The 12,141-nt window shown below is 51.8% G+C and carries 9 protein-coding genes; 1 reads left to right on the top strand and 8 read right to left on the bottom strand.

Annotated elements, in window-relative coordinates; translation table 11 throughout:
* Positions 1-91: 91 nt before the first annotated feature.
* The 4 genes from CHH75_RS00985 to CHH75_RS25095 all read right to left on the bottom strand — a co-directional run bounded on the left by CHH75_RS00985 (position 92) and on the right by CHH75_RS25095 (position 3,926).
* Positions 92-1,471: an ABC transporter substrate-binding protein gene (locus CHH75_RS00985; protein ID WP_095397219.1), complete on the bottom strand. Its 1,380-nt coding sequence runs from the start codon at positions 1,469-1,471 to the stop codon at positions 92-94.
* A gap of 119 nt (positions 1,472-1,590) precedes the next feature.
* Positions 1,591-2,670, bottom strand: a complete 1,080-nt coding sequence (locus tag CHH75_RS00990; RefSeq protein ID WP_095266064.1) for a GntR family transcriptional regulator — start codon at positions 2,668-2,670, stop codon at positions 1,591-1,593.
* 198 nt (positions 2,671-2,868) lie between these two features.
* Positions 2,869-3,645, bottom strand: coding sequence for a substrate-binding domain-containing protein (locus CHH75_RS00995; RefSeq protein ID WP_255222924.1), 777 nt, complete (start codon positions 3,643-3,645; stop codon positions 2,869-2,871).
* An 11-nt stretch (positions 3,646-3,656) separates the two neighbouring features.
* Positions 3,657-3,926 (bottom strand): GntR family transcriptional regulator, encoded by a 270-nt coding sequence (locus CHH75_RS25095; RefSeq protein WP_255222925.1) that lies wholly within the window; start codon positions 3,924-3,926, stop codon positions 3,657-3,659.
* A 714-nt stretch (positions 3,927-4,640) separates the two neighbouring features.
* Between CHH75_RS25095 and CHH75_RS01000 the strand changes: the two genes are divergently transcribed.
* Complete coding sequence (locus tag CHH75_RS01000; RefSeq protein WP_095397288.1) at positions 4,641-6,245, top strand: sialidase family protein; 1,605 nt, start codon at positions 4,641-4,643, stop codon at positions 6,243-6,245.
* 99 nt (positions 6,246-6,344) lie between these two features.
* On the opposite strand, the gene CHH75_RS01005 is transcribed toward CHH75_RS01000, so the two are convergent.
* The 4 genes from CHH75_RS01005 to CHH75_RS01020 form a co-directional block, all read right to left on the bottom strand.
* On the bottom strand, positions 6,345-7,352 hold the full coding sequence (locus tag CHH75_RS01005; protein WP_095397220.1) for a LacI family DNA-binding transcriptional regulator: 1,008 nt from the start codon (positions 7,350-7,352) through the stop codon (positions 6,345-6,347).
* A gap of 145 nt (positions 7,353-7,497) precedes the next feature.
* Complete coding sequence (locus CHH75_RS01010) at positions 7,498-9,912, bottom strand: beta-galactosidase (RefSeq protein ID WP_095397289.1); 2,415 nt, start codon at positions 9,910-9,912, stop codon at positions 7,498-7,500.
* A 25-nt stretch (positions 9,913-9,937) separates the two neighbouring features.
* Positions 9,938-11,158 carry a glucoamylase family protein gene (locus CHH75_RS01015; RefSeq protein WP_217989064.1) on the bottom strand — a complete coding sequence of 407 codons (1,221 nt, stop codon included), beginning with the start codon at positions 11,156-11,158 and terminating at the stop codon, positions 9,938-9,940.
* A 38-nt stretch (positions 11,159-11,196) separates the two neighbouring features.
* Positions 11,197-12,135, bottom strand: coding sequence for a carbohydrate ABC transporter permease (locus CHH75_RS01020; protein WP_255222926.1), 939 nt, complete (start codon positions 12,133-12,135; stop codon positions 11,197-11,199).
* Positions 12,136-12,141: the final 6 nt, after the last annotated feature.

Here is a 12,141-nt window from a genome sequence, read left to right on the forward strand (position 1 = left end):
GCGGCTCTTCCCCTGGGTCTATGTGCATCTTGCATGAGAGCTGTTCACGAGGCGCCCTCTCTCTGAGGGCGGTCACCCGCTCCCGATAGCCTTACTTGTTGCCTTTATCGTACAGATCCTGCATCTGCTGATGGATCTCGGCGGTGAAATCCTTGGCAGACATATCGCCGTTCCATACCTTGCTTGCATTCTGATTGAACAGATCCATCCACTGGGTGTCCTTCGAGAAGGCGATCACATCGGGGCGTCCGTAATCCTCAATGATGTCCAGGAACACTTGGCGTGTCTTCGGTCCTTGCTCCATCTGCAAAAACTCCCCTTCAGCCATATCGATCAGATTCGGCACCGCCTGGCCGAGCTGATAGTTCTCACGTTGGCCTTGTTCATCCAGCGACAGGAAGGCCGCCAGATCAAACGCCTCCTGCGGATGCTTGGATTTCGCCGAGACGGCAAATCCCATCGAGCCAAGCCAGGTCGCCGTCTGCCCCGTATTCGGGCTGGCCGGCCATGCCGCGATATCCCATTCAAAAGGCAGCTCCCAGAAAGCCGGCTGATCCCAAGGCCCCATCGCGAACATCGCCAGCGAACCGTCAACAAAGCGTGTATAGGCATTCATCGCCTGCTCGGCTTCCTGATTCGGGCTCACCTTATGCTTCAGGCTCAGATCGGCTACGAACTGCATCGCTTCATAGAACTCCGGCTCATTCACCTTCACGGTGCCGGTTTCGTAATCGATATACTCGCCACCGTTGGCCCATACCGCCGACTCCAAAGCGTAAGCGCCCACACCATACTGTTCCGGCTTCCCATCTCCGTTGCGGTCCACGGTCAGCTTCTGGGCCGCTTCCAGCATGTCCTCCCAAGTCCATTCCCCGGCTGTGGCGGAAGGATACGGCACACCTGCTTCATCAAACAAATCCTTGTTGTACACAAACGCCCACGGGCCGACATCCTTCGGCAAGCCGTACAAGTCGCCTGCTCCTACCTTGCTGCCATCAAAGCGGTAGCGGTCCAGCGCCTCTTTCCATACATTGTCTGGATTGAACAGCGTTGTCTGATCAAGGTAAGACTGAATATTCAGCAGAGTCCCGGCTTCTGCGAACCGGTAAAATTCAGGGCCGCCGACGTAGAAGACGTCCGGCACCTTGCCTGAGCTGATGAGCGTTGTCATCTTCTGCGAATACTCGCCAGGCGGAACCGATGTATATTTCACGGTCACATGCGGGTATTTGTCCTCAAAGGACGCGATCAGCTTCTCGAATATTTTCTTCTCATTCGGGTTGCCATGGCCCATAAACTCGATGGTGACCGGCGCCTTCTCCCCCGTTTCCCCACTCCCCTCTTGACCTGGCTGTGGCGAGCTCGGGCTGCCTGTCGAAGAATCACCGCTTGGACCGCCCCCGCTGCAAGCGGATAACGCGAACATCAACAGCAAAACCAACATGCCTGCAAATTTGCTCTTCGATTTCATGCGATTCCCCTCTTCTTTTCAAAATATTTATTTGTAAGCGCTTTACAATGTGATGATATATTATAACAATATAAATTTATATACTAAATTCAATATAAAATCAGGATGAATCATTCCATTCAATTATCGTGTACAAGACGGACAGGAACGACAATCCGCCGCGCATCATAACCCCCCTTGATCTGCTCAATCAGGAGCTCTACGGTCAGGCGGCACATCTCCTCCTCGTTTTGGCGAATGTATGGAATATGCGGCAGCTCCGGAGGGTCGAATGTCACGAGTTCCAAATCTTCGGGCACCCGTAACGAGGCGGACAATGCGGCTTTGTACGTATTTCTGCACAGCTCGGTATTGACGGTCACCGCACCGGTTATTCCGCGATTGGCGGTCAAAAACATGCGGATGATTTCAACCGATTGCCCGGAAGCAATCGCATCCAGCGGCAGGAGGCACCATAAATTTTTGTCGATGGACAAGCCGTGCTCCAGGAACGCCTGCTCAAACCCGTGCGCCCGCTCGTCCGTCACCGTGTTCGTAATCTCAGGCGATATGAAGGCGATGGAGCTATGTGCCTGGTCCAGCAAATAGTTGACCGCTTCCTTGGTGCCGTTCACGTTGTCCGAGCTGACGCTGTATGTTTTGACCTCCTTCAGAAAACGATCGATCAGCACAAACGGAAACCGGTCCAGCGACAATCGAAGGATCGAATCGTTATAGGTCTCGTTCTCCACTGGGAATATGATCATCCCATCTACACCCTGCTTCAAAAATGACGCGATCACCCGCGACTCCTCCACCTGGGATTCACGCGTAATTCTGACCATAACCTCATAACCCGCCTCTGTGGCATACCTCTCCAGACCGTCCAGAAATCGCTGATCGACTTTTGTCTTCATCGCCGGCAGCACGAGTCCGATGCGCCCGCTCCGGCTCGGCCCAGCCGTCCATTCGCCGAGCGTCTCGAGCGCGGAGGCCTCCTCCGGCCTGCTCATCACAAAGGTGCCTTTGCCCTGAATCCGCACAAGCAAACCTTCCTCCATCAGCCCGACCAGCGCATTCTTGCTTGTAATCTGGCTGACGCGGTAACGCTCGGACAGCTCCTTCTCGGAAGGGACGCGATCCCCTTCCCTTAGCTTGCCGATCGCAATCAGTCGCTTGATGTCCTCCTGGATCTGTTTGTACAGCGGCAACGATTTCAATGTATATCACAACCTTCGCGTTTCGAATATTATATTAAGTATATTAATATAATATTTCTCGATACTTGTAAATATGAAAACGCTTTTTTGTGCAAATAAAAATCGGCCCGGACAATGAGGATTCCTTCCTCTGCCCGGGCCGATCCCCGCTATAGCCGCACTATCACTATCGAATTGAAACCTATCGTTTTCCCAGCATTATCCAGTCTGCACCCACGCTACCGGCACGACCTCTCTGCGCGGGTCATACTTGCCCTCCAGCTGCTCAGCCAACAGTTCCACCGCGCTGCGGCACATCTCATCCAGATGCTGACGAACATAAGGAACACCTTCGAGATCCGGATCGTCAAAAGCCGCCAGCAGCGGTCTGTTCTCCGCCTGTGGCCAGATGTCCCGAAGGGCATAAAACGCATAGCGAGCCAGCTCCGCATTCACGGCAAACAACGCGGTAACCTCGCTCTTTTCACGTAAGAAGCGGCTGATCTCCTGCTGGCCAAGTCCCTTGCCTAAGGTGTCCAGATCAAGCAGGCACCACAGCGTCTTGTCAATCGGCAGGCCTCGCTCCATAAAGGCCGCCTCGAACCCTTTCGCTCTTTCATCCGTGACCGTATTGGTGATTTCCGGCGACAGAAGGGCCACATGCTCATGCCCCGCAGCAAGCATATCGGAGACGGCTGTCCGCACGCCGCCATAATTGTCAGCGCTCACGCTATACGTTTTGATCTCCTTCAGGAAACGATCGACCAGCACCAGCGGCACCCGATCCAGCGTCAAGCGAAGAATCGCATTGTTGTAGCTTTCCTGCTCCACCGGAAAAATAATGTAGCCGTCCACGCCCCGTTCCCTGAAATGCTCGATCGCGAAGGCTTCCTCCTCCGGCGATTCGCGGGTAATGCGTATTAACAGATCATAATCCCTCTCTGAGCAATACCGCTCCAGGCCATCGAGCAACTGCTGGTCAATTCTCGTTTTCATCGTCGGCAGGATCATGGCAATCGATTTTTGGCGCTTGGTTGGGGCTGATGCTGGTGCGGATGCCCGCGCTCGGAGCTGAGGAGCTCCCGCACGAAGGTCCCCCTCCCCCGGTAACGAACGAGCAGTCCTTCTTCCACCAGACCGTTCAGCGCATTTTTCGATGTGATCTGGCTGACGCCATATTGCTGGGCCAGCTCCTTCTCCGACGGTACCAGCGCCCCCGACGGTAGCTCGCCGCTCTGAATGCGGCTCCTTATATCGTTCTGAATCTGTTTATACAACGGATGTTCCATGTCATACCTCTCTTTATTTATCCATTCCTATCGTTGCAGATTTGAAAAATAGTATATAGTTAGTATATTAAAGATACATCCGCAGCAAAGCATTCATATTCATATATTGTATCATCTCTTTGGATAATCTCAATCCCTTGGAGGACGGAGTTATGAGTATTACAAAGAGGTACATCATCACTAAAAGCCCAATAATGATGGATAATGTGATACCTATTATCTTTCCTAGTTTCATTTGGTTCCTCCTGTACTTCGATATTGAAATCGTGAATATGCGAATATAGCTTATATAAACCAGAAACATACAAAAATGCTTATTACTACATAATTAATAATAAAGCGAAAACAGGAAGATTTAAAGGAAATAATTCCTATTCTCACTCATGTTCCGCACACTTAGCAAAATTATCCCGCCAGGTCAGGATGAAGAACAAAAGACCGTGAAGATCCACATACTTCCCACGGTTTCTCATCCACTCCTTTTTTATCCCTTTTCATCCCTTCCGCTCCAAGCCTCTAACCTCTGCCCCCTGAATGAAAGGGATAACCATGCAAGACTGACGGCAAGGGGTACCGTGGCCGGCCCGCCAGTTAATTTTAATATCAATTTAGTATATCTATATGGATATCAACTGCGATACAATCCTTTTTAGAAAGCGCTTTCTACCATCTAATGACAATGTTGGGAGGCTGATGATGATCATGATACGGAAACAACAAGGCCGCTGGAAGCGTCCACTGGCCTTCATCTTAATGCTGGTGCTGGCAGCTGCATCCATGCCGATGACCCCGGCTTATGCCGCTTCAACCGGCATGGCTTGGGCTACACAGCAGATTCCGATCTATACCCCGCCTTCAGGCGGAGTGTGGTATCCGAGGCTGCTCAAGCTGACCCCGCAGGAGTGGCTCGTCTCGTTCGACACGAATGCCGGCGGAGGAAATACAAGAATCGTGGTGTCCAGAACACAGAATGGCGGCTATTCCTGGAGTGCTCCGGTTACGGCTGTCTCCAGCCCTACCGGCAACGTAGGCAACGGACAGATGATGAGGTTGCCGAACGGGGAAATCTGGCTGGCGTATCGGCATGTCGTCCAGAATGGCTCTACGTACGACATCCAGCTGAATGTCCGGCGAAGCTTCGATGGCGGTTATACATGGAGCGACTTGCCGGGCGGACTTATCGGCAGTTCAACCGCCTCCTCCTTCAAGGGGCTCTGGGAGCCGCATCTGGAAATGATCGGCAACACCATTGCAGTGCTCTATGCAGATGATAGCCCGGCAGCGGTCGGAACGACAGGTCAGCAGAATCTGTATATGAAGACTTGGAACGGAAACAGCTGGGGCAACCGAATCACGATCAGCGACGGTGTCGCGGTCGGCTCCCGCGAAGGCATGCCGGTCATTACGCGAATGAGCGATGGTCGGTATATCACCGTATTTGAAGCGTCTGACGTGCCCGGACATCCTTTTGTCATCAAATACAAAATCTCGCCGGACGGCTTTAACTGGTCTGTGCCGCGTCAGACGCTCTATGTGCCCAACGGAAACGGCAAGAAAGCCGGCGCTCCTTTTGTCGTCAGGCTTGAGGACGGTCGCCTGATGACCGCATTTCAGACGGATGATAGCAGCGCCAACACAGGGGACCCGTACACCTCCATGCATACGATGATCAGCGCCGATAACGGGGCCACCTGGCAGCACAAGTATAATGTGTTCCCGGTATCCGATACGCGCTCCTCGAATTGGAATGCGCTTATGACCGTTGACGCTACGAAAGTTGCAGCGGTGACCAGCGCGACTTATCCCGCAAACGGCATCTATCTGCGGTTTGGTTACACGGTAACACCGTTTCAGACGAATCTCGTGAACAATCCCGGGTTTGAGACAGCAAACGTAGCAGGCTGGACCACATACGGGGATGACTACCCGCAGCGCATTCTGATCCACGGTGCGAATGACGGTGTCGGCTTGCCGGCCGCAGAAGGCTTGTACTTTGTCGGCCTCGCCGGAACCAGCGGGCCGGCCACTGCCTATATCGGTCAAACGATTACCGGACTGGATAACGGCACCTATACGATGCGTGCCCGAATGCGCAGCAGCGGCGGTCAGAACAGCTGTGTCATGGAGGTTAAGGATTATGGCGGCAGCATGCGCCAGGCTGGCTGTCCGGTTACCACTTCGTGGACGCCGGTCACTATTTCCAACGTTCAAGTGACGAATGGGCAGGCGACCATCGGATTCTATGTGTCCAATTCCTCCCCTTCCCAATGGGCGGACATTGATCAGGTGGAATTTTTCCGGCAATAGAAGCCGGTCCACAACATGTGAATCACCATCCCAAACGATAAAACGCAGCCCTTAAAAAGGCTGCGTTTTTCCCGCCAAATTATATTCATTGCCAAGACGTTACGGCAATTGCAATGTATGACTTTCAGCTTTTCCCACCGAATCGCCTTCTACCAAAGTGACATAGATTCGCTCATGCTCCACCTTCTTGCCATGAATCAGCTTGATGAGCTGCTCGGCGGCCAGCGCCCCCCATTTGCGTTTGGAATAATCGATCGTAGCGAGCCTTGGCTGCATGTAACGGGCAAGCTCAATATTATCAAATCCGATCAGATGGATATGCTCCCCGATGAGCAGATTTGTTTCCGCCATTCGGTTGCAAAATCCGATCGCCATTTCATCATTCAGACAGAAAACGGCCACCGGCTCCGTATATTCCTTCATAATCCGTTCAGCCGCATGCTCGCCCCCGCTTTTTTTGAAATCCCCGGGAATTTCGATCCATTCTACGTCCTCGGTGCGCTCTGCTACCATTCGAACGGCCTTCATCCGCTGCATGGAGTCGAAGGAGCCCTCCGGGCCTGTCACGATATAAATCTTCTTATGGCCTTGCTCAACCAAATACTCCGTCGCCAGCGTTGCCCCGGCCTTGTTGTCCAGAAGCACCTGATTAATGTTGGGATGCTCCAGCTCGCGGTCGAGCACAACGATTTTGTGATTCTGCACGGCATAGCCTAGCAACTCGTCGCTTGTAAACGTCTGATCCAGAATGACGGCACCGTCGATCATACGCTCCGGCAACAATCGATGCGACTGCTTTCCGCTGCACACGACCAGATCATACCCTTGGGAGGAGCATACCTCCTTCATGCCGTCCAAAAGCTCGCCGTATACATCCCCCTGAAAATCCGTCAGAAACACGCCGAGAATCTTGGACTCTTTCTTCTTTAATGTTCTTGCCGCAGCATTCGGCGTGTAATTCAATTCTCTAGCAATGGCCAATATTCTCGCGCTCGTTTCATCCGTTACTTTCCCGTTGCCGTTCAGAGCATAGGATACGGTTGAAATGGAAACTCCGGCCTTTTTGGCGATATCCTTAATGCTGACCGCTTTTCCGCGCTCTTTCATTCGTTATTCCTCCCCCTTAGCTTGATCAGCCTGTTTCCTGCAGGCAGTATATGGATAGACGACCTGTTAAGTTAAAGATCGCCTGACATCTCCCCAGTTCAATCGCTTTATAATTCGTCACGGACCTGCCGCGATCCTTTCAGCGTCATTTGAAACCGATCTCCAGATAAGGGTCGACTTTTGCATGCTTTCGCGACAACAGGGTATAAGTACGTCCTTCCTTTATCACAGCATAATGCTCACTCTCCAACAGCTCTCTATCCGTCTCCAGCCTGATCACATCCTCGGCTTGCGTTAATCTGAACACTGCCCGGCTCTCCTCTACCCTCATCAGCTCGGCCGTCGAATACAGAATCCGAACTCCGTTCCCCAGTGAAACCTGGATCGGCAGCATGACACCGTCCCGGCTTCCGAGCGTGATTTGATGCCCGTCGAATAGAGGGTTGCCCGTATCATAAACGTTGAATGCTTTATCGAAGCCATCTAGGTTTATGATATGAATAAATCGCTCTTCCTCCGAATTGCGGACAGAAGTCATAAAGATGCCATGAGACGGATGATCGTGGGTTAAGGCCGCGTTCGCACCCAGTCGCTCCAATGCCGTTTGAAACAGCGGAATGTCACAGCGATATGCCATGGTAAATGCAATCACTTTGCCTCTGCCGAGCGAAACTTCAAAGGCACAGGCTTCGTCGGAGCCATACGCGCGGAACAAAGCCTCCCCTTGGGAAAGTCCGAACAACTGGGCATGATGCGTGCGCACTTCCGGCCGAGGCGCCGCCCAGCCATCCGCATAGAGCGATAAGCTTCGTCTTGTTTGATCAGAGAGATTCCCCAGGGCCTTTACGCCTAATGCGTCAGCTAATATTGTGCACGGATGCCCTTCCATATCAAACAATGGCATCTCCCCATAGATGAGCATTGATCCGCCATCATCGATATATTGCACAAGCTTCGTTTGTACATGACGGTGCAAATATTTAGCGGAAGGCAAAGCGATAACAGGTGTGCGCTCAGGGTCAAGCGGTCGGTTCTGAATATCTATCGAACCGAAGCGATATCCGGCCAGAAGCATGGCCCTGCCCATGATCTCCCAGCCCCCGTGGGCGCGGTTGGCTTCGAGGTTGCGCCGTATTGCTTGCTGCCTCTCGCTAGCGGGATAACCGTATTCGGTCATGTAATAATCCGGAACGAAAGCAAAGGAGACCGCGTCACGCTCTTCGTCCATAGCCGCAACTTTTCCTGACACAGCCGTCATCGCCTGAATCGCCTGGGCCATGCGCGGGAAAGTATAGTTCAGATCGACTTCCGGACCGATGGGAGCCGCGAATCCGTGCCGTTCTCCCGTTGCCGCGATCCGATCGTTGCCATCCCTGCCAAGCTCATCGAATCGATAGTTTCGTCCGCCTGCCATCAGATAATAATTCAATAGCCGGCTTCCTTGGGCAATGCACATTCTGGTCTTCAAGTCGGCTGCTGACACATCCATACGCCCGCCGAAGGTCTCCCCGAAATTGCCGTCCCCACAGTTGAACTCCACGGAAGTGATCGGCTGATCCTTATCGTGAACAGCATCCATAAAGCCATTAATGATATACAAATCTTGAAAACTCTCCATGTTCAGATCGCCGAAATAAATATCGGAGCCGGATATGTAACCTGGTGCTTGAGTATACGATTCATATAATTGGCTGATTCCGATCGGAAATGTAAACCCGCGCCCGCCACCCGTTCCGTGAATATTTACGACAAAGGGGATATCCCTGACGCCGCACTCTTCCGCATAGGCGCGCAGCTCATGAATATATCTGGCGAATCGATCTCTCATGTAATACCCTAGGTCCGTGTGCAGCTCAGCAGAATACGACTCGTCAGGAGAGCGAATATAGGCGCTTCGGGCAGAGACCTCCGCCAGATTGAATGGATAGCGCTGCTCAAGCACGCTTCTTTCGTACTTGCGAGCTAACCAGTCAGAGAAATCAGCCAGGACTAAATCTGTCAGGTCGGGGGTGTTGGATACCCATGACAGCATGCCGATTTCATTATCCAGCTGAACAGCAATGATATTCCCGCCGTGTTGATGCAGGCGCGGCTGAATCACCTTCATAACCGAAGTATACCATTTTTTTACTTCTCGCAAAAAGTTCGGCGCTAAATAATCGATTGTCGGCGTTGGCGCCGGACGGCCATCCCAGCCAACAGGCACGATTTCCGGATGTTTATCGTACACCCAATAGGGAATGCCCTCGTTTTTCATCTCGGCCATAATGAACGGACCTGGTCGGACGAAGAAATAGAGCCCGTTATCACGGCACAAATCAATAAATCCTCCCAAATCCAATTCGGGACGGTCAGCCCCGGTCAGATCCATCTCGCCTTCTACGGGTTCATGGCACAGCCATGGGACATAGGAGGCCACTGCATTGCAGCCCGACAGCTTCAGCTTGTCGATGCGGTCCTGCCAGTCCTTGCGATCCAGCCGGAAATAGTGAATTTCGCCGCACATGATCAGCTCCGGCTTACCGTTAATGATAATCTGTTTATTTTTGATCTCGATCATGGATCCCACCTCATCGAAAGCCATCTCATTGTTGGTTCCAGTTCAGCATTTTCTGCGCCTTTTTCACATGCTCATTGCTCATATATAAATCCCAAATTAATCCTGTCTTGTAGTTCTCAATCATCAGCGCAGTAATGCCTTTATCGATGCCGATGACGCGATCGGCAACCCAAGGAGGCGTCACATCCAGATTGTAGGCGTCCAGGAATCCGTACTCCGACCATAGCTGCGGCACTTCCTTATAGAAATAATTCATCGCGTCGATGACTTCGTCCGGGGCAAATACGATCGACCCCGAGGCAGCTGTCGGCGCAACCGTGCCGTCATTGATCAGAGCATCACAATTGGGATGAAATGGCGCTGCCCCGTAACCGCGATAACCGTTAGGGCCTTCGCAGGCTGTCAATCCCCAGGAATGTTCGCCGAATGTGCGGAAGCCTTGTGGATTATCGATGCAGTATTGCCGTGCAGCCAGGGTTGCCTTCACGGAATTGTCGAACCAGTTAATACCGTCCTCATCAACGATATCTTTGAAATTAAACCAGGCATGGGAAAATTGGTGTGTAAACAAGGAGCCTCCTGGAGAATGGTAGAACTCATACTCACCGTATTGGACCAGGTCGCGGGCAAAGCCTTTATAGATTTTGACCGGCACGGGATAGGACGGTGAGGCCACGCCCAGAATATACTGCATCAGCTGCTCCGCATACATATCCCATTGCCCGAATCCGCCCTTCTCTGGCGTGTACCCCATATAGAACACATTGCGGGATTCATCATAATATTTTTGCCAATCGACGCGCGCGTAAATTTGCTCGAACAGCTCCTTCACTTCGCCTCCGAAATATTCAGCTGAGGTGATCGCCCCGTTCAGGAAGATGGAGGTGTCGATAATAGAGGCGCAGTCATAGCTTGCCTCGTATTTCTTAGCCGTGTTCATATCGAGAAAGTGAAAAAAGAACCCTTCGCTATGCTCGACATGATGCAAGAACGTATGCAGTGTCCCTCTTGTGCGCTCATAGCCTTCTTCCTTGCTGATCCATCCGCGTTCAATACCGATAATAATCGTGCTGAGCCCGAATCCGACCGAGGCGATGCTCGCCATATTTTTGTTGGCTGGAGCTGTATTGTCGCGGATCAGCCCATAGCCCGGGCTATTCTTGTCCGTGTTCGCTTCTTTCCAGAAGAAATCAAAGCAACCCTTCAATTCCAGATCCAAAATCGCTTCTTTATTTTGTTCCATCATTGGATACACCTCTTTTGATATAGTTAGGATGTACTTGCCTATTCTCCCGTTATGCCGGAACGATCGATGCTCTCGACGAACCAGCGCTGGGCGATAAAATAGATGAGCAGCAAGGGTAAAATGGTCAACAACGTTCCCGCAAGCTCGATGCCTTCATTAATGTTGGTTCCCGATTCGCCGCCTGCCTGGGCAGGGAACATCGTCTGGTAAGTCGCCGTAAATTTCTGCAGCTGCAGCGGCAAGGTCGTCAAGCTCTCGCCAAAATAAATGGAGGCCAGATATGTCTCGTTCCAGTACCATACCAGCGAGAAAAGAAATGAGATGATAAAGGCTGCCGACGCCATAGGAATCGCAATTTTATAAAATATTTTCAGATGACCTGCACCGTCAAGCTGAGCCGCTTCCTCGAGCGCATCCGGAATTTGTCTGAACGTCTGGTAAAAGATCAGAATGAAGATCGCACTATTGATCCCTTGTCCAAAAAAGGCGGGATACAAGTAAGCTGAGATGCTGTCCAGAATATTCAGATTGTTAAACAGGATATACCGGGGAATCACCATAACCTGCGGCGGGATAACGAATGTCGCAAGCACCAGTAACAGCAACACGTTTCGCCCCCAGAACTTGAATCTGGCAAATCCATAACCGACGACTGCCGCCATCATCGTCTGAATGATGGATGGCAACACGGTTACCAGCAGCGTCTGAAGCAAAACCGGGCCGTAATGAAGCACCTCTAAAGCTCGAGTATAGTTCTCCGTATACAGCTGGCTCGGGATCCAGTTGACCATGGAGTTCAACAGATCGTCGAGACTTTTAAAGCTTGTAGCGATCATATAGAGAAGCGGATACAAGAAGACAAAGCCGATGCTGATCAACAAGGCGTAGATCACAATTTTAAGCAGCAGCCCATCCGTACCGTTCATGCCCAAGAAGAAACGCTTCATTTTACTCGAATCATACGCATGCTTCTCCACGATGCG

It is taken from the genome of Paenibacillus sp. 7541 (assembly GCF_002276395.1).
Lineage (GTDB): Bacteria > Bacillota > Bacilli > Paenibacillales > Paenibacillaceae > Paenibacillus_AQ > Paenibacillus_AQ campinasensis.

What these genes read in the sequence shown, in the direction of transcription:
- CHH75_RS00985 (WP_095397219.1), bottom strand. Translation starts at nt 1,471, where the DNA reads ATGAAATCGAAGAGCAAATTTGCAGGCATGTTGGTTTTGCTGTTGATG.
- CHH75_RS00995 (WP_255222924.1), bottom strand. Translation starts at nt 3,645, where the DNA reads ATGAAAACGAGAATTGACCAGCAGTTGCTCGATGGCCTGGAGCGGTAT.
- CHH75_RS01010 (WP_095397289.1), bottom strand. Translation starts at nt 9,912, where the DNA reads ATGATCGAGATCAAAAATAAACAGATTATCATTAACGGTAAGCCGGAG.
- CHH75_RS01005 (WP_095397220.1), bottom strand. Translation starts at nt 7,352, where the DNA reads ATGAAAGAGCGCGGAAAAGCGGTCAGCATTAAGGATATCGCCAAAAAG.
- CHH75_RS01015 (WP_217989064.1), bottom strand. Translation starts at nt 11,158, where the DNA reads ATGATGGAACAAAATAAAGAAGCGATTTTGGATCTGGAATTGAAGGGT.
- CHH75_RS01000 (WP_095397288.1), top strand. Translation starts at nt 4,641, where the DNA reads ATGATACGGAAACAACAAGGCCGCTGGAAGCGTCCACTGGCCTTCATC.